16 protein-coding genes, 1 tRNA gene and 1 pseudogene are annotated in these 20,938 nt (G+C 67.3%); 7 read left to right on the top strand and 11 right to left on the bottom strand.

What is annotated here, in order from left to right; all coding sequences use genetic code 11:
* Positions 1–67: 67 nt before the first annotated feature.
* The 4 genes from MRBLWS13_RS14570 to MRBLWS13_RS14555 all read right to left on the bottom strand — a co-directional run bounded on the left by MRBLWS13_RS14570 (position 68) and on the right by MRBLWS13_RS14555 (position 5,454).
* Entirely contained in the window at positions 68–1,009 is a 942-nt protein-coding gene (locus MRBLWS13_RS14570) for a BadF/BadG/BcrA/BcrD ATPase family protein (RefSeq protein ID WP_349426055.1), read from the bottom strand.
* Entirely contained in the window at positions 1,006–2,175 is a 1,170-nt protein-coding gene (locus MRBLWS13_RS14565; protein WP_349426054.1) for a serine hydrolase domain-containing protein, read from the bottom strand. The genes MRBLWS13_RS14570 and MRBLWS13_RS14565 overlap by 4 nt, the downstream gene beginning before the upstream one ends.
* A complete protein-coding gene (locus MRBLWS13_RS14560) occupies positions 2,175–4,766 on the bottom strand; it encodes a glycoside hydrolase family 2 protein (RefSeq protein ID WP_349426053.1) in 2,592 nt (863 codons plus the stop codon). Before MRBLWS13_RS14560 ends, MRBLWS13_RS14565 begins: the two co-directional genes overlap by 1 nt.
* An 85-nt stretch (positions 4,767–4,851) precedes the next feature.
* Complete coding sequence (locus MRBLWS13_RS14555; protein WP_349426052.1) at positions 4,852–5,454, bottom strand: helix-turn-helix domain-containing protein; 603 nt, start codon at positions 5,452–5,454, stop codon at positions 4,852–4,854.
* A 127-nt stretch (positions 5,455–5,581) separates the two neighbouring features.
* Between MRBLWS13_RS14555 and MRBLWS13_RS14550 the strand changes: the two genes are divergently transcribed.
* Together MRBLWS13_RS14550 and MRBLWS13_RS14545 are read left to right on the top strand one after the other, a co-directional pair.
* Positions 5,582–6,889, top strand: coding sequence for an MFS transporter (locus tag MRBLWS13_RS14550; RefSeq protein WP_349426051.1), 1,308 nt, complete (start codon positions 5,582–5,584; stop codon positions 6,887–6,889).
* A 16-nt stretch (positions 6,890–6,905) separates the two neighbouring features.
* Positions 6,906–7,826, top strand: coding sequence for a TIM barrel protein (locus tag MRBLWS13_RS14545; protein ID WP_349426050.1), 921 nt, complete (start codon positions 6,906–6,908; stop codon positions 7,824–7,826).
* Between the two features lie 72 nt (positions 7,827–7,898).
* Here the strand turns inward: MRBLWS13_RS14545 and MRBLWS13_RS14540 are convergent, their stop codons facing one another.
* Both MRBLWS13_RS14540 and MRBLWS13_RS14535 read right to left on the bottom strand, forming a co-directional pair.
* Positions 7,899–8,741 (bottom strand): helix-turn-helix transcriptional regulator, encoded by an 843-nt coding sequence (locus MRBLWS13_RS14540; protein WP_349426049.1) that lies wholly within the window; start codon positions 8,739–8,741, stop codon positions 7,899–7,901.
* A 219-nt stretch (positions 8,742–8,960) separates the two neighbouring features.
* Positions 8,961–10,211 carry an amidohydrolase family protein gene (locus MRBLWS13_RS14535; RefSeq protein ID WP_349426048.1) on the bottom strand — a complete coding sequence of 417 codons (1,251 nt, stop codon included), beginning with the start codon at positions 10,209–10,211 and terminating at the stop codon, positions 8,961–8,963.
* A 213-nt stretch (positions 10,212–10,424) separates the two neighbouring features.
* On the opposite strand from MRBLWS13_RS14535, the gene MRBLWS13_RS14530 reads away from it, so the two are divergent.
* Positions 10,425–11,069, top strand: a complete 645-nt coding sequence (locus MRBLWS13_RS14530) for a TetR/AcrR family transcriptional regulator (RefSeq protein WP_349426047.1) — start codon at positions 10,425–10,427, stop codon at positions 11,067–11,069.
* Between the two features lie 355 nt (positions 11,070–11,424).
* On the opposite strand, the gene MRBLWS13_RS14525 is transcribed toward MRBLWS13_RS14530, so the two are convergent.
* Positions 11,425–12,348 carry an SDR family oxidoreductase gene (locus MRBLWS13_RS14525; protein WP_349426046.1) on the bottom strand — a complete coding sequence of 308 codons (924 nt, stop codon included), beginning with the start codon at positions 12,346–12,348 and terminating at the stop codon, positions 11,425–11,427.
* Positions 12,349–13,096: 748 nt separating this feature from the next.
* On the opposite strand from MRBLWS13_RS14525, the pseudogene MRBLWS13_RS14520 reads away from it, so the two are divergent.
* A pseudogene (locus MRBLWS13_RS14520) lies at positions 13,097–14,232 on the top strand (IS481 family transposase).
* 117 nt (positions 14,233–14,349) lie between these two features.
* Here MRBLWS13_RS14520 and MRBLWS13_RS14515 read toward each other — a convergent pair.
* A tRNA-Ser gene (locus tag MRBLWS13_RS14515) sits at positions 14,350–14,440 on the bottom strand.
* A 98-nt stretch (positions 14,441–14,538) separates the two neighbouring features.
* Positions 14,539–15,390 (bottom strand): class II glutamine amidotransferase, encoded by an 852-nt coding sequence (locus MRBLWS13_RS14510; protein ID WP_349426045.1) that lies wholly within the window; start codon positions 15,388–15,390, stop codon positions 14,539–14,541.
* A gap of 179 nt (positions 15,391–15,569) precedes the next feature.
* Between MRBLWS13_RS14510 and MRBLWS13_RS14505 the strand changes: the two genes are divergently transcribed.
* From MRBLWS13_RS14505 to radA, 3 genes are all read left to right on the top strand, one after another.
* Entirely contained in the window at positions 15,570–16,940 is a 1,371-nt protein-coding gene (locus tag MRBLWS13_RS14505) for an MFS transporter (protein WP_349429073.1), read from the top strand.
* A gap of 67 nt (positions 16,941–17,007) precedes the next feature.
* Complete coding sequence (locus MRBLWS13_RS14500; protein WP_349426044.1) at positions 17,008–17,958, top strand: L-lactate dehydrogenase; 951 nt, start codon at positions 17,008–17,010, stop codon at positions 17,956–17,958.
* A gap of 96 nt (positions 17,959–18,054) precedes the next feature.
* Positions 18,055–19,425: a DNA repair protein RadA gene (radA, locus tag MRBLWS13_RS14495; protein WP_349426043.1), complete on the top strand. Its 1,371-nt coding sequence runs from the start codon at positions 18,055–18,057 to the stop codon at positions 19,423–19,425.
* 306 nt (positions 19,426–19,731) lie between these two features.
* Here radA and MRBLWS13_RS14490 read toward each other — a convergent pair whose 3' ends face one another.
* The gene (locus MRBLWS13_RS14490) at positions 19,732–20,142 is read right to left on the bottom strand and encodes a dehydrogenase (RefSeq protein ID WP_349426042.1); all 411 of its coding nucleotides are present in this window, start codon (positions 20,140–20,142) and stop codon (positions 19,732–19,734) included.
* 44 nt (positions 20,143–20,186) lie between these two features.
* A complete protein-coding gene (locus MRBLWS13_RS14485; RefSeq protein WP_349426041.1) occupies positions 20,187–20,918 on the bottom strand; it encodes a GntR family transcriptional regulator in 732 nt (243 codons plus the stop codon).
* Between the last annotated feature and the right edge of the window lie 20 nt (positions 20,919–20,938).

Genomic DNA, 20,938 nt, shown 5'->3' with positions numbered 1-20,938 from the left:
ATAGATCCCGCCCGGAGTGCCCCCGCGTAATCGCGGATAAACCCCGTCATGGGATAGATCTGAGCGCTCACAGTGCGCCGTGCTGACTGATCGACGAAGAGGCCCAAAGCGGATGCAGCGGTGGAAGAGTCTGGAATCTTTCGGCACCGTCAAGCCCGTCTCCCTGCGGCGAGACGAACCGAACTGTTGGCAGGGACTTCGTGAGGCGATGTTCGAACTGACCGAGGATGAGTTGCGACCTGAAGATGCCGCCTACCGTGCTGACCGACGACGCACTCTCGCCCTCTACGCGGGCGAGACTGGCCACGACCGACGCCGCGAGCTCCCGAGCCGCACGTTTACAGATTCGAGCCGCCACTGCGTCAGTGGATGCCAGTTCCGTCACGTCCTTCGCGAACGATGCGACTGCGGAGACCCGGAGCGGATCGGACTGCAAGCGAATGTACGCCGTCTCCGGATCTGCCCAACGGTCACGTAGCCTGTGCAGCAGTTGGGTCCGTTCGCCGCGACCGTCGTGGGCGCGCATCGCCGCCTCGAGCCCCTGGCGTCCGATCCAGTAGCCGCTGCCGGCGTCTCCCATGATGTTTCCCCAGCCGTCCACACGCGCGACATGCCTGTCCCCGACCGCAAGGGTGACCACCCCTGTGCCGGCCGCGACGACGGCTCCTCGGTCGGTGCCCAGTGCACCGAGATACGACGTGACGGAGTCGTGAGCCAGGAACACTCGATCCACGTGCAGATCTCCGAGCAGAGCCGTCAGCGCTGCGGCGTCCGAGTCATCGGCAGTCAGTCCGGAGACGCCCGCCGAGATGACCTCGACACGTGCGCCGGGGGTGTCTGTCAATGCCTTCACGACCGCAGCCAGTTGGGGCAGCAGCGGTTCGTGGGTGCGCACGCCGGGCATGACGTGTTCCGCACTCAGCGCGCCAGCTCGACGCACCCGCACCCTTATGCCGGTCTGGCCAGCATCGATCGCCAGCGCGTAATCGCCGTCGTCGGTCGTCGTCATCCTCGCCGCCTCGAGGTCGCTTGGCGCAGGGCGTTGAGGATGCGGTGCGAGCGACGGTCGGTTACCCCACCCATCTGGCTTGTCAGGAACGCGAATCCCATCCTGCGCTCGGTGTCGGCGAACGCGAGCTGCCCACCCGCGCCGTCGTGACCGAAGGACGTGGGGCTCAGAAGCGGGCGGCCCGGAGCATCCACCTGGAATCCCGTTCCCCAGCGCGGAGTTGGCAGGACCGGACTTCCCAACCGCGGCTTTCCCGAGGTGCGCGGCCGCGTCATGTCTGCCCGCACCGCTGCACTCAATGGGCGGACGTCTTCGGTTCCTGTCACCAGCGAGGACCAGACAGCGGCGACCCCGACTGCGCTGCCGATCCCGCCGGCCCCGGGGATCTCGGCGACCTGCAGGTCGGGATCGTTGAAGCCGGTGCCGTCTCCGACGAGGCTGTCCGGCAGCGCGCCGTCGAGCGTCAGCGCGCGCATCACGTTGCGGCCTCCGGGAAGTCTCTTAATGAGGTTGATGGTGAAGCGATCCATGGGTTCGACGCGTGCGACGCTTCCCAGGATGGTGCGGGGTACGCCGAACCACACGTCAGCGTGCGTGGGCGTGGCGACGATGTCGGCGAAGGCCTGGCCCACGGTGAGGCCGGTGACGCGCCGTACGACTTCACCGACGATCCATCCGAAGGTGATGGCGTGATACGACCAGCCCTCACCCGGTTGCCACAACGGCACCTGCGCCGCGAGGGCGGCGACGACGGGGTCCCACTCCACCATGTCGCTCTTGCTGACCGGCGTCGTCAGATGACTGAGGCCCGCCGCATGGGACATCACCATTCGCACTGTGACTTCGCGTTTCCCCCCTTGCGCGAACTCTGGCCAGTAGTCCACGACGGGAGCGTCAAGGTCGATGCGGTCAGACTCGACCAGACGGGCCACGAGGACCGCCAGCAATCCTTTACTGCACGAGAACAACACGGTCGGCGTGTCACGGGTCCACGGCCCGCGTCCCGTGTCACCGCCCCAGAGGTCGACAACCGTGACCCCGTCGACCATGATGCACAGGGCTGCCCCACCGCGCGGCGACGATGCGAGCGCGCTGAAGAACGCCTCCGCGACGCCTTCGTAGCCCTCGGACACTTCTCCGTGTGCGGAGCCCGCCATCGTGACCATCAGCGCACGCTCCCCACATAGCTGCCGACCACGAGATCTTGTGGTTCGAACCCGTGGGGAAGGCCGGACACCCGGATGGTTCGAACGGTGTGAGGTGGGAGGTCGAAGTAGTTCTCGCTGAAGCGCGCGCCTGGGTGTGGGGAGGTGACGCGTGTCAGGTAGGTGAACGCGCTGGACTCGACAGCCACCTCCGCGGTCGTGTCGCCTGTGATCGTCACCGTCGAGCGCAGGTCGCTCGCGGGAAGCGGGAGGTCTTTGACGTCACCGAAGAACAGGCGATTGGCCGGGAATGCGTCGTTGTCGCTGCTCACCCAGGCGTACAGCTCCGGGTTCGCGCGCAGCGGGACGGACCACACCGCGCGGGAAGTGGCCGCCTCGATGGTCAACGGGAGTTGTTCCTCGAGCATCACCGACCCGTCGAATCCACCGACGGACACGGTTGCGACGGTGACGACGGCGTTGAGCCCCGAGTTGGACACCCACAAGCTGAGCACGCCGTCCTGATGCACGAAGCTCGCGATGACGGGTGCGTAGGCTCGGGCACTCGCGTAGTAGGCAGCCTTCGGCACCGTGTCGTAGTCGATCAGCGACCAGGTGATCCCCGGCCACACGTCGTTGAACTGCCACACCAGCGTGCCGCTGCAGTTCGGCTGCCGACGCCGGTAGTGCTCGATGCCGAACTTCATGCCCTCTGCTTGAGAGACCATTGTGAAGTCCACGTACTGCTCGATCGTCTGCGGAAGCCCCGTCACGATCTCGAGCAGAGCGTCGCCCTTGTCCTTCGGGTGGTCTTTATTGTGAGCATCGAACGAGGAGCTGTGAACCGACAACTCCGACGCCGGGATCCATCTCGCGAGCGTGGAGAGAGCGGGCGACGAGTGAATGCCGAATTCGCTGATGAACCGGCCGCGGTCGCGGGCGTATCGGCGGAAGTGACGAGCCTCGCCCACGCTCGCGTAGTCAACACCCCCGCCGGCGCCGGCGTCGAAACCATGCCACACCTCCCAGGCGTGCCGGTCACCATCGAGCACACCATTGACCGCCATGAACCCTTCCGGGGTGTCCTCGCCCCAGGGGCTCCCCGGCCAGTACGTCGCGGTGGGGTCCCAGCGGCTGACCGCGTCGGGAAGGATGCGGTGAAAGATCTGCCAGCCCCAGTTTCCGGGTTCGTACTGCTGATACGCGAAGCCATGCAGCAGTTGCACCTCGTTGTTGCCGCACCACAGCGCGATGCAGGCGCGGTTGCGCAGCCGGCGTACCTGATGGTGAGCCTCCGACTCCACTTCACGCTGCAGCTCGGGGTTTTCGCTCTCATAGTCCGCGCACGCGAACATGAAGTCTTGCCAGATGAGCACACCGTTAACGTCGGCCTCGGCGTAGAACGCGTCGGACTCGTAGATGCCTCCGCCCCAAACCCGCAGCATGTTCATGCCGCCGGCCCGCGCGAGACCCACCAGCTCTCGGTAACGATCGGCGGGAATGGAACCGACCATCGTGCTCGCCGGCAGCCAGTTGGCCCCTCGCGCAAACACGGGCACTTCGTTGAGGACGAACTGGAAGAGGCGTTGGCCGTCCGGCCCCGCCGAACGGTTCAGCGCGATAGTCCTGATGCCCACCCGGTCGCTGAGGGCATCGCAGAGTTCGTCGCCATCGAAGATTTGGATCCGAACGTCGTACAGCGATGGCTGACCCAGGTCGTGTGTCCACCACAGATCGACGTCTGAGATCGTGAGCCGCCCGACGGCCTCCCCGCCGCTGACCGGGACGGTCAGGCGGTTCTTCTGGCCGGTAGGGGAGGTGAGTTCTATCTGCGCGGTCAGGGCGTGGCCGGGGCGTGTGATGTCCACTTCCACCGCGACCGTGACCTCCGCGGTTGCGTCAGCCGGGTCGATCGCATCCGTTCGAACGTGATGGCCGACGATGCGTGCGCGGCGGGTCACGACGACCTCCACTCCGCGCCAGATGCCGATCGAGGGCACGCGAGGACCGAAGTCCCAGCCCCACGAGAACATGGCCTTCCGTCGCTGCGAAGCGATGGTCAATTCCCGTGACGGACCCAGCGCGGTGACGTCCAGGTCCTCGGGAAGATCGGGCATCAGCGCGCCGGCGACTCGGCGAAGCTGCGCGACCGCGGGCTGCGAGGTAGTCAGACCCGCGAGGGGCGGGGAGAATCGCAGCACGAGGGTGTTGGATGCCTCGAGCTGCCCGTCGATCCGATACTCCGCGGCCCGGAACATGTTCTCGTGATGGCCGAGCAGGGCGCCGTTGAGCCAGATGTCGACGACCGTGTCCAACCCGTGGAACAGGAGGCTGACGGCGTCGCCCGGCCGGAGGTCGTCGGGGGTGGCGAACGTGGTCCGGTACCACCAGTCCCGGTCCTCCATCCACCGAACGGATGCCTCGTTCTGATCGAAGTAGGGGTGCTCGATCAGGCCTGCGGCCAGAAGCGACTCGTGCACGCCGCCTGGAACGATCGCGGGGGTCCACTTCACCTCGCCATTGGCGACAGCGTCCGGCGCGAGGCCGCGATTGCTGTCCGCCAGCTCGAAATCGCTGATCGGAACTCGATAGGTGGTCGATTGCGCGCTCATGGGGCACTCCCTTGTGTCTTCCGTATGGAAGTTACACCATTTTGGTAGTGACTACCAAATAGGAGTTTGCGTAGGAGCCTCTTTCCTAGGGGACAGCGTGGATGACAGGGAAGCGGATCGCAGCATGAGGGAGCTGGCCGAGGACGGCTGTCGTCACTTGGAGGTGCGGCGGTGACGGGTTGGTCTGCGCGCTCGTCACGTCGATGATCTGGAGAAGCTCCAGCGTCATGGCGGCCGTCACCCGAACTCCGAGATCGGAAGCCGGCAAGCCTTCACGCTCCGCGATCGCAACCGTGAGCTGCTCGCGGGCCTGCAGGAAGTAGTCCCACAGCTTCGCACGCGGCCCGGGAGAGCTGTCAATCAGAGATCTCAGCGATGCGATGTTGCGACCGGGATCGTCGACCGCCTGAGCGATATCGAGCAGCACTTCGCCGAGGGAAACATCGAGTGGCTCCGCGTCAGGCCTCGCCCGAAGCCGGCTCGCGCAGTCGAGAACGTCCGCGAATTGGTCCAGGAGCAACAGTTCCTTGCTCGGGAAGTAGCGGTACAACGTCGTCGTGCCGACCTCGGCCTGCTCCGCGATGCTCTCCATCTTGGTCGCCTCGTAGCCATCCCGCTCGAACAACGCGATCGCGACATCCAGCATCCGACGACGCGTTTGCGCCGCCTTTCTCTGCCTGAGATTCATGCGAAGAACACTAGCTCCTCCCAAAAGGAAGTAACTACCGAAAGGTTGACATCCAGGAGGATAGGAAGTATTAGTAGTCACTACCAAGTGGTAGCCAATACCTCTTTTTTGAGCACATAGGAGTGTCATGTCTGTCCCAGCTTCCGCCGTCGCGGCCGGCACAATTGATGCGGCGAGCACGCCCGTCGGCCGTCTTCTCCCGGCCATGTTCATCTCCAACGTCAGTGCCTTCATCGGCTTGCTGACTCCTCTTCAGGTGCTGATGACCTTGCAGTTGACGCGGATCGCGGGCCCAAGCGCAGCCGCAGCGTTCGGCATCATCACGGGGTTTGGTGCGCTCGCTGCACTCGTCGCCAGTCCTCTCGGCGGCCGGATCAGCGACCGGACAGCCGCCCGATTCGGGCGGCGCCGCACGTGGATCCTCACCGGCGCGATCGGAGGAGCGATCGCCGTCTTCGCGATGACCGGTGCCACCGAGGTTTGGCAAATGGCTCTGCTGTGGTGCGCGATTCAGGCGCTGTTCAACTTCCAGCTGGCGGCTACCAGTGCGCTCATGGCAGACCAGGTCCCCCAGCGACGGCGAGGTACGGCATCTGGGCTTCTTGGTCTATCCGCCGCGGTGGGACCTCTCGTGGGAGTGGCGGCGGTGAGCGCGGTCAGTGATCCTTTCCTGCAGTGGGTCGTCACCGCCGTGGCTGCGGCGTTCCTCGCGGTCGTCGCAGTTCTCCTGCTGCGGGACAAGCAGCACACCCCGGTCGCAGGCGGCTCCCGATTCAGCCTGCTCGAACTCGCCAAATCATTCTGGGTGAACCCGTGGCGACACCCCGCATTCGGGTGGGCTTGGCTGGTGAGGTTCCTGGTGTTCTGCGCCGTCGCGAGCTCGACCTACAACGCGTTCTTCCTAATGGACCGGTTCGGCATCACCGCAGAAGCGGTCCCGCCGACGGTGCTCGTCGTGACGCTCATCAATGTCGCAGCCCTCGCGCTGACCAGCGTCGTCGCGGGCCCGCTGTCCGACCGCCTGCAGCGCCAGAAGCCCTTCGCCGCCGGCGCGGGGATCGCGGCCGCGGCCGCTCTGACACTCATGGCCATCGCGAGCGAGATGTGGTTGGTGTACGCCGCGGCCGCGTTGCTCGGCGTGGCGATCGGTCTGGTGGGCTCCGTCGATCTGGCTCTCTGCGTGCGCGTCTTGCCGAACCGTGAGAGTGCCGGAAAGGACCTCGGCGTCATCAACATGGCCGGCTTGCTTCCGCAGTCGATCGTGCCGTTCGTCGCACCCGCGTTCATCGCCCTGGGCGGGTATTCGGCGCTCTATATCGCGCTAGGCATCACAGCGCTCCTCGGCGCTCTCGCGGTCGCGCGGATCCCAGAAGTGGGGCGTGAGAACGAGTTGCGATTCGCGCAGATCACCCGCGGCATCCCCGTAGACGCGTGACCGCCCGGCCACGTCGATGACGATCACGTCGCTTTCTTCGTACAGCCTCCGTGAACGACTCGGACCTATCGCCGCCACGTTCAGGGGTGACGACGGGACCGAGCGTGTCTTCCGTCAGGAGTTCCCGCGATCAATGAGCATGGGCGAGTTCCCTCTGCAGGTCGCGGAGCGTTGCGGCGCGACGGCGGTCGAAGCCGTCGCGTTTCAGTTCGACGGAATCGCGGACCCCGCCATTGACCTGTTCGCGGTCCACGCGCGCAGCGTCGGACTCGACCTCGTGAACGCGGCCGTCGACGACGGGGACCTGCTCGATGCAGACCCCGGCCGGCGTGCGACGGACGTCGATGTGATGAAGCGGTGGATCGGACGATTCGCCGGCGTCGGATTCCGCCACGTCCGCGTCAATGCAGGGTCGCCGTTTAGTGAGCGCAGAACCGCTCGTCCGCCGGGCTATCTCGTCGACGCTCTCGGCGATCTGGGCGCGTACGCCGCATCACACGGAGTCCGGCTGCTCGTCGAAAATCATGGAGGCTCATCGAGCGATCCGGCCTGGGTCGCCGAACTCCTGAGCACCGTCGGGGCGGACAACCTCGGTCTGCTCCTGGACACCGGCAACTTCGACGCGATCCTGACGCCGATGCTCGCCGCCTCCCTCCATCCAGACGAGAACCACGGCCTCTCGCTCGATGCACTGGATCTCAGCTCGGTGTACGACGGGATCGCTGCTCTCGCTCCACATGCGGAGTTGGTCCACATGAAGGCGCACTGGGCGACAGACTCAGGCGCCAGCGGACCTATCGACATGGACTTCGTCGTCGCAATCCTGTCCAGCCACGGGTATTCCGGGCCCCTCACACTCGAGTATGAGGGCGTCGGCGGCGATCCGTGGGCGAAAGTCAGCGCGATCATTGACCGGCTTGGTGTGGGGGCGCGGTAGATGCGGAACCGCTCTCAGTCGCACCGACCGTAGCGGGCGGTCGTGCGCGCATCGGTCCAGAAGTTCTGAGGTTCACCGGATGGCGTTGCCGATGACCGAGAGAAGCTGCAGCTTGTCGTAGCTGTCGCTGCCAGGCACCGCGGTGTACACCAGCAGCAGATGCGAGTGGTCCGGGTCGAGCAGCGTCTGGCATTGCAGGTCCAACAGCCCCACCTCTGGATGCATGAACCGCTTCCCCGAGGCGGGCCGCAGGCCGACCTCGTGGCGTTCCCACAGCTTTCGGAACTCCTCGCTCTGCTCGAGAAGGAGTTCGGCGAGGTGAGCAGCGGGTGAGTGCGGTCCGCGTCTGGCGGTGACCTCGCGTAACCCGGATACGTAGATCCTGGAGAGCTGGTCGTGGTCGTGCGCTGCGTAGCGGGCGCGCGTGGCGGGATCGGTGAACCATCGGTAGCCGAGGCTCCGTGCCGGACCGGAGTAGCCTGTCAGGTCGCCGGTAAGCGCCACGCTCATCCGCGTCTGCCGCAGAGTTTCGCCGATCTCGGTGACGACCTCGGCCGGGGTGTCGTCAAGTCGCTCCAGGATGCGCAGCAGCCCGGGGGCGATGTGCTGCTCGCTCCCGGTTCCGCGCACGGGAGGTGCGTGCCCGGCAAGGCGGAAAAGGTGGTCGCGTTCCTGATAGTTCAGGTGCAGGCCCTGCGCGATCGACGTGATCATCTGCTCGGAGGGCTGAGGACCGCGGGCGCGTTCGAGGCGAGCGTAGTAGTCCGTCGACATGTGGCACAGCGCCGCAACCTCTTCGCGACGCAGCCCGTCGGTGCGGCGCCTCTGTCCGCGGGTCAGCCCGACGTCTTCCGGTTGCAATGCCTGTCGTCTGTGGCGCAGGAACTCTGCCAGCCCCTCCCGGTCGATCTCCATGCCCGCCCTCTCGTCGCCTCTGAACCATCTTCGACCCTCGCGGGCACGTCAGCCAGGACCTGCCGATCCACCGCTCGGTCCATGATTCGGTGGAGCGGGCAACCGCGGATCGTCAGGCCGTGGATGGGATCGCACCGATGACCGACAGTCGATGAAGACCGCTACATCGGGGAAGTTGCTGCTGAACATGTGGGGAGCTCCGTTGCTTCCTCGCCGACGTCAGGCCGGGTGGCCCGTGACCAGCGTCTGCGTCGGCAGCGCGTCTCGGTCCACCGGGGTCCCGTCCTTATATACGGCATCGATCGCGCGGAGATTGCGGATGTCGTCGGTCGGATCGGCGTTCAGCAGCACGAAGTCGGCGACCTTGCCGGCTTCGATAGACCCGAGGGCGTCACCCTTGCCGTAGGAGCGGGCCACGTTGATGGTGGCCGCGGAGATCGCCCCGAGCGGCGTCATGCCCTTTTCCACCATGCTGCGTGTCCAGTGGAAGTGGTCGCCCCCCAATGTCCAGGGGCGGTCGTCACGCTCGGCATCGGTGAGATCCGCGAGATGATCGTTGCTGGCGCATCCCGCGTCGGTCCCCATAATGATCTTGGCTCCTGCCCGCACGAGGGTCCGTTCATTCTCGGAGAACGCGCCGCCGCCGAGCACCGCGGCCCAACTACCCGCCTCCTCGAGCACGTGACGGTGCTGGTCGTGCACCGTCTGTAGCTCTGCCCAGGAGTCGCTGGCGACGATCTTGTCGACAAGTTCATGAGGGTACGGCTGACCCATTGTGTAATTGGCGTGAATGAGCACGTCTGCTCCCAGCTCCAGCGATGTCTCGAGCGCCTCGACCGACAGACTGTGGGTGAGCACCGGCACGCCTGCCGCGCGGGCCTCCTCAACGATGACGTCGAGGACTGGACGCGAGAAGGTCTGGTAGCTGCGGTCTAGACCCACCGTCATGAAGATGTGATCGCTGACGGCGATCTTCAGCAAATCAACTCCGCGCTGCAGGTAGTCTCGCACCGCCGCACGCACCTCATTGCGTGGCAGGAGGCTCAGCTGATGACCGACGCCCGCCTCGAACTGGGCATCGATTCGGTTGACGAACGTCTGCGTGGCGGCGCGACGGCCGGCGAAGTGGAAGTCGGCGCTGAAGGGGCCACCCATTCCGACGATGGCACCGGCTGCGTAGATGCGGGCGCCCTGCGAGCGACCCGCGTCGATGCGATCACGCGCCGCAAGGACGTGCTCGACGGCGTTATAAGTGTCAAAGACCGTCGTTACGCCGTTGCGAAGCACCAGCTGTGCAGCCTCCTCGATCACCTCCACGTAGCGCCCCTCCCACCGGGCGAGGTACTCGATCGTGCCTGGACCGACCATGAACATCCATGCATCGAGCAAGTGCACGTTGCCGTTCACGAAGCCAGGGGTCATCCACCGTCCCGTGCCGTCGATGATCTCGGCGCCGGCCGGGATCTGCACATCGGCGGAACGGCCGGCGGTCGTGAATCGACCGTCCGTGACGAGAACCGTCGATGGGGTCAACGGGTGCCCGCCCAGACCGTCGATGAGAGTGACGTTTGTGATGGCAAGTGTTCGGGTGTTCATGCCACACCTCCTTCGCGTTGTTGAACCGACAGTATCCGAAACGATCGATTCGGTAAAGAGCGGGTTGCTCGCTCGTACACTGAGACGGTGACGGAAACGGGGCGCGAACCGGCTCTCGCCGTTGACGGTCGCGCCAAACGGTGGGAGAACCACCGCCCCGCACTCCTGCACGCCGCCACCGAGTACGCGCTGGAGACCGGCGTGGCCGAACTCACGCTGCGCCCGCTGGCGCAGGCGATCGGCACATCGATCACGTCGCTCGTGCGCCAGTTCGGTAGTAAGGATGAGCTCATCCACGAGATCTGCCGCGATCTGCAGGCCCGCATGGTCACGGCCCTGCAAGAGCTCTGGCGAGCCACCGCGGGCGACCCGGCAGAGGTTTTGCGGGCACTGTGGCAGATGTGGCTCACGCCGGAGTACATGCGCCAGTTCGCCTTCCTTTTCGAGCTATACGGGCTGGCTCTTCGACACCCCGATCGGTACGAGTGGTTTGCTAACTCCGTCGTCGAGGAGTGGATGACACCCTTCGAGGATGCGCTCATCGCTCAGGGCCACGATCTGGACCGCGCCCGCAATCTGACAACCCTCGTCTTGGGCATCGTGCGCGGACTACACCTCGATCTCGCCGCGACGCAAGACGTCGACCGCGTGAACGCGGCCTTCGAACTCTCCCTTCGAGCTTTGGCGCCTGCGCTGGCGGCCACGCAGAGGAGTAGTCCCGCGCTGGACTAGATACAGCGGGCAGGGACGTTGGTGACGTTGTAACGGTGGGCGGACTGGACTGTGGCAGCTGTGTAGTTCCCGAGCTGGGCGTCGATATGCTGCGGGAGAATCCGCGCGGAGGCGTCGGTCCGCCAGCTCGCCGGGCCGCTGGCCGGCCGGGACTGGCCCCGGATTGAATCTGCACCGTGAGCGCCTTGCCGTCCGAGACTGCGACCTGACGCATGGTGCCTCAAGTCCGGCCTGGCTCCATCGTCCATCTCCCCAGCGCAGCGGGCGTCAGCATCCAACGCGTCGGCGGAGCATAGACGGGAGATCAGCGAACGTGCAGGCCTTAGTCCATCGTTTGTCTCCAGATCGGCGAGGGTCAGACGGCGAAGCGCGCGCCGACGAGGGCCTCGGAGGCATCCCACACCCGCGGGGCGTTCTCCATGCTGGCGAAGGGAGTCCACAGTGACACTCTGGCCGGGGGGCCGCCAACGGTGCGCCGCGGGCCGTAGAACTCATCACCGCGGGCAGACGGGTCGGTGGCGGCCATGAGGGCCGGCAGCGCCGCCGACTCGGGGGTACCGGTGATGCCGATTCGAGAGAGGAATCGGATGACACGACGGCCCCCCAGCTCACGGTCGCGCCCGAGCCCGGGCTGCGCGTTCAGCAGGTTGGTCGGCGATACCCCCGGGTGGGACAGGTTGCTGGAGATCCCCCAATCGTCCCTGCGGCTGCGGGCGTCGAGCTCGCGGGCGAAGAGAGCGACGGCTATTTTGGACGACCTGTACGCCTTCATCGCGTCGTAGTCGCGCTCGGAGTTGAGGTCGTCGAACAGCACCTCGCCGTTGCGAGCCGCGATGCTCGTCTGGTGCGTGACGCGTGCGCGACCCGCGCGCAGCAGCGGCAGCAATCCGAGGGTTAGGGCAAAGTGACCGAGGTGGTTCGTGCCGAACTGCAGCTCGAATCCGTCCTTAGTGACCTGCCGATTGGGCGGGGTCATCACGCCGGCGTTGTTGATGAGGAGGTCGATCGGCCGCCCCTCCTTAGTCAGCTCCTGCACCAGCGCGGCTACCGAATCGAGTGACGAGAGGTCCAGCGAGCGGGCGGACACCTTCGCGCTGGACACTTCCTGACGGATACGCGACAGCGCCTTCTCGCCCTTCGCCGCTGATCGTACGGGGGTTATGACGTCGGTACCGGCCGCTGCGAGACGTAGCGCGATGTTCAGACCGATCCCGTCGCTCGCGCCCGTGACGACGGCGAGCCTGCCCCGCATGCCGGGGATGTCGAGGGTGGGTGCCATAATGGCTCCTTCGTTCGGAGTGGTTTTCAGCCAGGTGGACGTGATCCATGCTCCAGCCCCACCCAAACCGCATCCAGGGCTTCGCGATCCACTGTTAACGAATCCACGGCAGCGCCGCGCCGCGCCGCGAGCGCGGTGCCCGCGATGTCGGTGTTCGGCGCATGCTCTCCCCGATGTGCGCGCTGGCGATCGTTGGTGGCCTCCTCGTCGTGCTGTTCATCGCAGAACGAAACCTCCCAGACGCCGCTGCCTGACCCAGGAACATCGGGTCCGACCCTGCGCACTCCGTAAAGAAACGACTGAGGGACGATTCCCAACGAACGATGGGGCGCGAATCTCGTCCATCGCACAGCCCACGCGGTGTAGTGACCATCCATGAGTTCGTCGGTCGTGACGGGTGACGATGGGACAGATGCCCACGGTAGGGAGCCCGCAAGCCTCGGAATCACGCGGATTCAAACACTTCAAGCACGTCGTCGGGAGGGAAGGGGAAAGAATACGCCGCGCCAGTGTCCCCGAAAGCCATCCCGGCAGAAAACCCCGATAAACGGGGGCTTTCTGGCGGTGACGGTGGTGTCGGGTTTCAGGACATCGTTGACAGCTGATCGCGCGGATTCCGCTCGTGATCGTTGACGGCTGAGTCGCGACATCGTTGACACCGCGGGGCCCGTGATCGTTGACCGGTGAGTCGCGACATCGCTGACGGGGACCGCGGACACGATGGGGCGTGAAACCGAAGAACCTCGTCATCGTCCGTGCCGTCCGTGAACAAGGTCTCTCCCATGCCGAGGCCGCTGCCCGATTCGGCGTGACCCGACAATGGGTCCATACACTCGTCCGCCGTTACGACGCCGAAGGACCCGACGGTGTCGCACCGCGTTCGCGGGCTCCGCAGACCCGTCCCGGGGCCACGCCGCCGGTGATCCGCGAGCGGATCGTCCAGTTGCGTCGGGAGCTGGTCGCTCAAGGCGCGGACGCCGGCCCTGCCACCATCGCCTGGCACCTTGAGCAGGCGGGCTTCCGGGTGCCCTCGACGGCCACGATCCGCCGCATCCTGCACGCCGAAGCCCTGATCACCCCGGCACCCGAGAAGCGCCCCCGCAGCTCCTACATCCGCTTCCAAGCTGATCTGCCCAACGAGTGCTGGCAAGCCGACATCACCCACTGGCTCCTCGCCTCCGGCACCCGGGTCGAGATCCTCGACTTCCTCGACGACCACTCCCGGCTCCTCCTCGACATCCGCGCCGCGCCCGCGTTCACCGGGCCCATGGTCGTCACGCGATGACCGAGCTGATCAGCCGATACGGACCACCGATGTCCACCCTCACCGACAACGGGCTCGTGTTCACCACCCGCCTCGCACGCCACAAGGGCGCCCGCGGCGGGTTCGAGAAACTCATCGCCGCGCACGGCATCACCCAGAAGAACGGCCGCCCCGGACACCCGCAAACCCAAGGGAAGATCGAGAGATTCCACCAGACCCTGAAACGCTTCCTCGCCGCCCGACCACTGCCCGCCACGATCGACGACCTCCAGCAGCTGCTGACCGAGTTCCAGAACTGGTACAACACGAAACGCCCACACCGATCCGTCGGCCGCCGAACACCCCTCGAGGCCTACACCGCACTCCCGAAAGCCACCCCCACCGGTCCGCGGACCACAGAATGGCGCTCCCGCACCGACAAGGTCGACACGCACGGCAAAGTCACCATCCGCTACGCCGGCAAACTCCGACACCTCGGCATCGGCAAAGCCCACACCGGCACACCCGTGCTCATGCTGATCCACGACCGCGACATCGTCACCAGCAACGCGAACACCGGCGAAATCATCGCCGAGCACACCATCGACCCGACCCGGGACTACCAACCCCGGAAGCCATGAGACGCGCCGTCAACGATGACCCGACTCACCGAGCAAGCGTCACCGTCAACCCCACGAACCCACAAAAAAGTCCTGAGTCGCGACTCGTTCGTAAACGATGTCGCGACTCAGGACAATTGGCGGTGACGGTGGGATTTGAACCCACGGTAGGGGGTTACCCTACACAACTTTTCGAGAGTTGCACCTTCGGCCGCTCGGACACGTCACCGCCGACAAGCTTACGACACGCGGGCGGATGCCGCGAATCGGCGCCGAACCTCGGCTACGACGGCGCCGGGGCCCCGGCACGATGGCGTCGGCACAGGCTCACGCGTCGAGGAACGCCTCGTGGTGGTACCCCTCGGGGTCGAGCACGGCGACGGTCGACTCGGGGACCTCGAGGAAGACGCCGGGAAGGTCGTTGAGCGGCTCAGACACGACGACCTGCGCGCGGTCGCCGAAGAGCGAGAGCCGGTCCGCGTCGGGGTACATGGCCCGGATGGTGGGAACGTCGGCCGAGTGGAACAGCGAGCGCGAGCGCCCCTGTGACGAGTACCGGAACGCCCACAGCGTCTCGCCGTCCGACACGGCGAGCGTGCCCTGCATCGGGAACTGCACGCCGGCAGCGTGGCCGGCCTCCTCCACGCGACGGATCGCCGCCCCGACGGCGCCGATCGGATCGTCCGCGAGACCGAAGGTCAGCGCAAGATGGAAGAGCACCTCGGTGTCGGTCGTGCCCTGCATCAGCGGGTACAGCGACGGGTCCACGGCGAGCGCGAGCTCCCGCTTGATCAGGCCGAACTGCGAGATCGCGCCGTTGTGCATGAACAGCCAGTTGTCGTGACGGAACGGGTGGCAGTTCGTCTGCTGGATCGGCGGACCGGCGGCTGCACGCACGTGGGCGAAGAACAGCGGGCTCACGACGGCCCGGCTGATCTCGCGCAGGTTCTGGTCGTTCCACGCCGGCTCGATACTGCGGAAGACGGACGGATGCCGCAGCCCGGCGGCATCCCCATCCGCGACGGGATACCAGCCGAAGCCGAAGCCGAAGCCGTCGCCGTTCACCGTCTCGGCGCCCAGCGGCGAGTTCTGCGCCATCGCGACGACCGAGTGCTGGGCGTCGAGGATGAGGGCGGCCGGTTGCAGCGGCTCCCCCGTGTAGGCCAGCCAGCGGCACATCGCAGCCTCCCGGGTCGTCCGTCGACACCGCGGCGCGGCGCTGCCGCCATCGTAGGGCGGTGCGGTCGCTCCCGATAGCCTCGTGCGACCAGGCGGCCCTCGGTGTCGTCGGCCGGGTCTAGCGTGGGCTGGTGACCGATCATCAGCCTGCCCCCGGCACGTCGGCGCCGGTGAGCCCGATGACCGCCATCCAGCGGTCGGTGCTGTGGATCGCCGTGCTCGGCTCGTTCGTGGCCTTCCTCGACGGCACGATCGTGAACGTCGCGCTCCCCTCGATCAGCGAAGAGCTGGGTGGCGGGATCACGACGCAGCAGTGGGTCGTCGACGCCTACCTCATCACGCTGGGCGCGCTCATCCTCGTCGCGGGCTCGGTCAGCGACGCGTATGGGCGCGTACTCGTCCTGCGCATCGGGCTCATCGGTTTCGGCATCGCCTCGATCGCGATCGCGGCGGCGCCGACGGCCGAGTTCCTCATCGTCGCCCGTGCGGTGCAGGGTGCGGCGGGCGCGTTCCTCGTCCCGAGCTCGCTCGCGCTCATCACGTCGAACTTCACCGGCCCCGCGCAGAGCCGCGCCATCGGCATCTGGACCGCGATGACGACCTCCGCCATGATCGTCGGCCCGCTCATCGGCGGCGTGCTGGTCGACCTGGCGTCGTGGCGGCTCGCGTTCCTGATCAACGTGGTGCCGATCGCCGTGACGCTCGTGCTGCTGGCGCGCGGCGGGTTCCGCGACACCCGGCATCCGGGAGCATCGATCGACTGGATCGGCGCAGCACTGTGCACCCTCGGCCTCGGCGGAATGGTCTACGCCCTCATCGAGCAGCCCAACCTCGGCTGGGGCTCGCCCGTCATCTGGCTGACGCTGGTGCTCGGCGCCGGGATGTTCGCGGCGTTCATCCTCCGTCAGCGCACCACACGACACCCGATCCTGCCGCTCGACCTGTTCCGGGTGCGCAACTTCTGGACGGGCAATGTGGCGACCGCCTTCATCTACGGGGCGCTAGCCCTCAACGGCCTCGTCGTCGTCGTGTATCTGCAGGAGGGCGCCGGCCTGCCGGCCACTCTCGCGGGACTGGCGAGCCTGCCCATGACGATCCTCATGATCCTGTTCAGCTCGCGCGTCGGCGCCCTCAGTGGTCGCTGGGGTCCGCGGTTCTTCATGACGGTCGGCCCGATCACGATGGGCATCGGCGCACTGCTGCTCCTCACGACGACCACAGAGTTCTCGTACTGGTGGCAGATCCTGCCGAGCATGATCGTGATGGGCGCCGGCCTCGCCCTCACCGTCGCGCCGCTGACCTCGGCGATCCTCGGCGCGATCGAGCCCGAGCGATCGGGCATCGCGTCGGCCGTCAACAACGCCGTCGCGCGCGTCGCCGGGCTCATCGCCGTCGCCCTGCTCGCCACCATCGTCGGCGGCAGCCTCGACCTGGACGGCTTCCATCGCGCGGCCATCGTCACCGCGGCGCTCATGATCGCCGGCGGCGTCACGTCGTTCCTCGGCATCCGCAATCCGCAACGCGCGGCGACCGCGCCGCCCGCACTCTGACGACGACGGATGCCGCCACCCGGCGATGGGAGTGGGCGTGGGCACCGCCCCCTGCAAGACTGGCTCCATGGCCGTCATCGAGAACTCGAAAGTCACCATCGTCGGAGCCGGCAGCGTCGGCTCGAGCGCCGCGTACGCGGCGCTGATCCGCGGGTCCGCGCGCCATGTCGCGCTCTACGACATCGCTACGCAGAAGGTGGAGGCCGAGGTCCTCGACCTCGCGCACGGCACGCAGTTCACCGGATCGAGCGACATCATCGGCGGCAGCGACCTCTCGGTCGTCGAAGGATCGCACGTGGTCGTCATCACGGCGGGCGCGAAGCAGGATCCCGGCCAGACGCGCATCGAGCTCGCGGGAGTGAACGCCCGCATCATGAAGACGATGATGCCGCAGCTGCTCAGCGTCGCGCCCGACGCCATCTACGTCATCGTGACCAACCCGTGCGACGTCCTCACCGTGCTCGCCCAGGAGGACACGGGGCTGCCGTCCGAGCGCATCTTCGCGTCGGGAACGGTGCTCGACACCTCGCGTCTCAGGTGGAAGCTCGCCCAGCGCGCAGGCGTCTCGACGTCGAGCGTGCACGCCTACATCGTCGGCGAGCACGGCGACACCGAGTTCCCGCTGTGGTCGAAGGCGACGATCGGCACGGTGCCGATCCTCGAATGGGTGACGCCCCGCGGCGACCGGCTGACCGTCGAGGAGCTCGACCAGATCGCGATCGACGTGCGCGACGCGGCCTACAAGGTCATCCAGGGCAAGGGTGCGACGAACTACGCGATCGGCCTGTCCAGCGCCCGCATCATCGAGGCGATCCTCAACGACGAGCGCGCGGTCATGCCCGTCTCGCCGGTGCTGCGCGACTTCCACGGCGTCGACGGCGTCGCGCTGTCGGTCCCCTCGATCGTCAGCGCGGCCGGTGCAGTGCCGATCCGAGAGACCCAGTTCGACGCCCACGAGCTCGAGCTGTTCCACGCCTCCGCCGATGCGCTGAAGCAGGTCGCCGACTCGCTGCGCTGACCGCACGGATTCGCGTGCGGGCGACCGGCGCGATCGGCGCTGCCGACGCCCGGCCCGCCGCCGACGCATGTCGTGCCCTCGCCGTACGCTGAACCCATGCCCGCCGCCAGACGCCCGACGCAGACCGCGCCCTACCGGTGCACCGAGTGCGGCTGGACCACCATCAAGTGGGTCGGGCGTTGCGGCGAGTGCCAGCAGTGGGGAACAGTGGTCGAGGCCGCCGAGCAGACCGGCATCCTGCGCTCGATCACCCCGGTCTCGCCGGGTGCCGCGCGGGCGGCGCAGCCGATCACCCGCATCGACACGTCCGATGCACCCCGGCGCACGAGCGGCGTCGGCGAGTTCGACCGCGTCCTCGGCGGCGGGCTCGTGCCGGGCGCCGCGATCCTGCTGTCGGGCGAGCCGGGCGTCGGCAAGTCCACGCTGCTGCTCGAGGTCGCGGCGCGGTCGGCGAAGGCCGGGCGCCGTGTGCTGTACGCGAGCGCTGAGGAGTCCACGGCGCAGGTGCGCCTGCGGGCCGAGCGCACCGGCGCGCTGCACGACGAGCTGTACCTCGCCAGCGAGACGGACCTCGCGACCATCCTCGGGCACGTCGACGAAGTGGCGCCCGACCTGCTGATCGTCGACTCCGTGCAGACCGTGTCGTCGGCGCTGTCCGAGGGCATGGCGGGGCATCCGTCGCAGGTTCGCGAGGTTGCGGCGACCCTGATCCGCGTCGCGAAGGAGCGCGGGCTCCCGACTATCATCGTGGGCCACGTCACCAAGGACGGCTCGATCGCCGGACCGCGCATCCTGGAGCACCTGGTCGATGTGGTGTGCCAGTTCGAGGGCGACCGGCAGACGTCGCTGCGGTTCGTGCGCGCGCTCAAGAACCGCTTCGGCCCGACGGACGAGGTCGGCTGCTTCGACATGACCGGCGCAGGCATCACCGAGGTCCCCGATCCCAGCGCGCTGTTCCTCGGCCATGGCAGCACCGAGCCGGGCACGTGTGTCTCGATCGCCCTCGAGGGGCGTCGCGCGCTCCCGGTCGAGGTGCAGGCGCTGACGATCGACAGCAAGTCGGGCAACCCGCGGCGCATCGTGAACGGTGTCGATGCCGCGCGCGTGGCGACCGTGCTGGCGGTGCTCGAGAAGCGGATGAAGATCAAGACCTCGGATCAAGACGTGTACGTCTCGACGGTCGGCGGGGTGAGATTCGTCGAACCGGCGGCCGACCTCGCCATCGCGCTCGCCGTGGCCAGCGCGGTCGAGGGATGGACGATTCCCCGTCACATCGCCGCGGTCGGCGAGCTGAGCCTGGCCGGCGAGGTACGGCCCGTCACCCAGGCGACGCAGCGGCGCAGCGAAGGCGCGCGTCTCGGGTATCGGGACGTCATCGACCACCGCTCGGGGTCGCTGGGCGGCGCCGTCAGCGACGTGCGGGCTCGGTCCAAGGGCCGGCCGGGGGAAGACATCCCCGAGTTCTGAGGTTCGGCCGGTCCGCTCAGCGACCCCGAGTCCGGCGTCGACGCGAAGGGTCGGCGTACCCGAGCACGATGGGGATCACCAATCCGGCCGCGCACACGATTCCGACGAGCAGGAATTCCACCCGGCGAGTCTGCCCCGTCGTCCCCGGTGATGCAAACCCTTCGCCCGGAGAGTCCGACTTCTGTCGCGCGGGTGCCTGCCGGCGCATCAGGGTTTGGGGCGCCGAATTGTCGTTCGGGGCGCACCGGACGCGCCCCAAACGGGCGCGACGCGCCCCAAACCCGGTGAGGCTCGGCGCTGGTCGCGTCAGGCGTCCAGTGCGGCGATGAGGTCGGTGGGCGAGGCCTGCATCGGGTGCGGGCCCGCGATGTCGAAGAAGACCGTGGTGATCTCGTCCTCGTGCGCGGCGAGGAACGCCCGCAGCCACGCCGGCGCCTGGAGCGCGACCCCGGGCGGCAGCGACGCGGGCTTGTGCGCAGCGTCGCTGAACAGCAGCAGGGCGATGTCTCCGGTCTTCGGGTCGCGGTACGTCCACACCTCGCCGACATCGAGCGGGTTGTCGCGATCGCCGGGGCGCATCAGCGGCGCCACCGTTGGGCCGTGGCGCAACGCGAAGGCGACAGCGGCCATGTCCTGGGTCTGCAGCGCGTCCGCGAGTTGCGTGTTGCGGAACTCGAGCGGTTCCTTGTGCTTGTTCGCGCGCTTCTTGCCTGCCACCTATCCAGCGTAATCGCCCCGAGGACAGGTGGCGGGGCGGCCGATCAGGCGAGGAAGCCGCGCAGCAGCGCCTCCGAACCGGCGAGATGCTCGAGGATCGCCGCTTCGGCGGCATCCGGTCGTCCTGCGAGGATCGCCGTCACGATGCGCTCGTGCTGCGCGTTGGAGTGCTCGATGTTGCGCGGCAGCAGCGGGAACGTGTCGAGCCACTCGTTGACGCGGGCTCGGTTCTCCGCCGCGAGTGCGACGAGCGACGGGATGCCGGCGAGCTCGGCGATCGAGAGGTGCAGCAGCGTGTCGAGGCGGCGGTAGTCGGATGCCGATGCCTCGGCGACGACCTCGTACCGCGCCCACAGCTCGTCGCGCGCGGCGGCGTCGAGGCTTCGGGCCGCGGCGGCGCGAGCGGCGCCCGCCTCGAGTACGCGACGCAGGCCCAGGACGTCTTCGAGCTCGGCCGCCGTCACGTCGCGAGGATGCGGGGGCTGCGGAAGCGGGTCGGCGACGAACGTGCCGCCGTACCGGCCGCGACGGCGCACGAGGTAGCCGGTGTCGGCGAGTTCGCGGATCGCCTCACGCACGGTGTCCCGACTCACCGCGTACAGCACGGCGAGCTCCCGCTCCGACGGCAGCGACTCCCCCGGCGCGACGACGCCGAGCCGGATCGTCTGCACCAGGCGCGCGACGGTGTCCTCGAGTGCGTTGCCCTCGCGCACCGGCCGGTACACGGCCCTGCGCACCTCATGCAGCGGGGCGTCGGTCACGCGGTCACCGCCCATCCCCGTTCCGAACTCAGGAT

It is taken from the genome of Microbacterium sp. LWS13-1.2, assembly GCF_040144835.1.
In the GTDB taxonomy this organism is placed as follows: domain Bacteria; phylum Actinomycetota; class Actinomycetes; order Actinomycetales; family Microbacteriaceae; genus Microbacterium.
The sequence above is the reverse complement of the archived record's forward strand: the minus strand, read 5'-3'. Positions and strand labels throughout refer to the sequence as shown.

Excerpts from the sequence above, each read along its gene's own strand:
- MRBLWS13_RS14570 (WP_349426055.1), bottom strand. The coding sequence starts at position 1,009 with ATGACGACGACCGACGACGGCGATTACGCGCTGGCGATCGATGCTGGC.
- MRBLWS13_RS14565 (WP_349426054.1), bottom strand. The coding sequence starts at position 2,175 with ATGGTCACGATGGCGGGCTCCGCACACGGAGAAGTGTCCGAGGGCTAC.
- MRBLWS13_RS14560 (WP_349426053.1), bottom strand. The coding sequence starts at position 4,766 with ATGAGCGCGCAATCGACCACCTATCGAGTTCCGATCAGCGATTTCGAG.
- MRBLWS13_RS14555 (WP_349426052.1), bottom strand. The coding sequence starts at position 5,454 with ATGAATCTCAGGCAGAGAAAGGCGGCGCAAACGCGTCGTCGGATGCTG.
- MRBLWS13_RS14550 (WP_349426051.1), top strand. The coding sequence starts at position 5,582 with ATGTCTGTCCCAGCTTCCGCCGTCGCGGCCGGCACAATTGATGCGGCG.
- MRBLWS13_RS14545 (WP_349426050.1), top strand. The coding sequence starts at position 6,906 with ATGACGATCACGTCGCTTTCTTCGTACAGCCTCCGTGAACGACTCGGA.
- MRBLWS13_RS14540 (WP_349426049.1), bottom strand. The coding sequence starts at position 8,741 with ATGGAGATCGACCGGGAGGGGCTGGCAGAGTTCCTGCGCCACAGACGA.
- MRBLWS13_RS14525 (WP_349426046.1), bottom strand. The coding sequence starts at position 12,348 with ATGGCACCCACCCTCGACATCCCCGGCATGCGGGGCAGGCTCGCCGTC.
- MRBLWS13_RS14510 (WP_349426045.1), bottom strand. The coding sequence starts at position 15,390 with ATGTGCCGCTGGCTGGCCTACACGGGGGAGCCGCTGCAACCGGCCGCC.
- MRBLWS13_RS14505 (WP_349429073.1), top strand. The coding sequence starts at position 15,570 with ATGACCGCCATCCAGCGGTCGGTGCTGTGGATCGCCGTGCTCGGCTCG.
- MRBLWS13_RS14500 (WP_349426044.1), top strand. The coding sequence starts at position 17,008 with ATGGCCGTCATCGAGAACTCGAAAGTCACCATCGTCGGAGCCGGCAGC.
- radA (WP_349426043.1), top strand. The coding sequence starts at position 18,055 with ATGCCCGCCGCCAGACGCCCGACGCAGACCGCGCCCTACCGGTGCACC.
- MRBLWS13_RS14485 (WP_349426041.1), bottom strand. The coding sequence starts at position 20,918 with ATGGGCGGTGACCGCGTGACCGACGCCCCGCTGCATGAGGTGCGCAGG.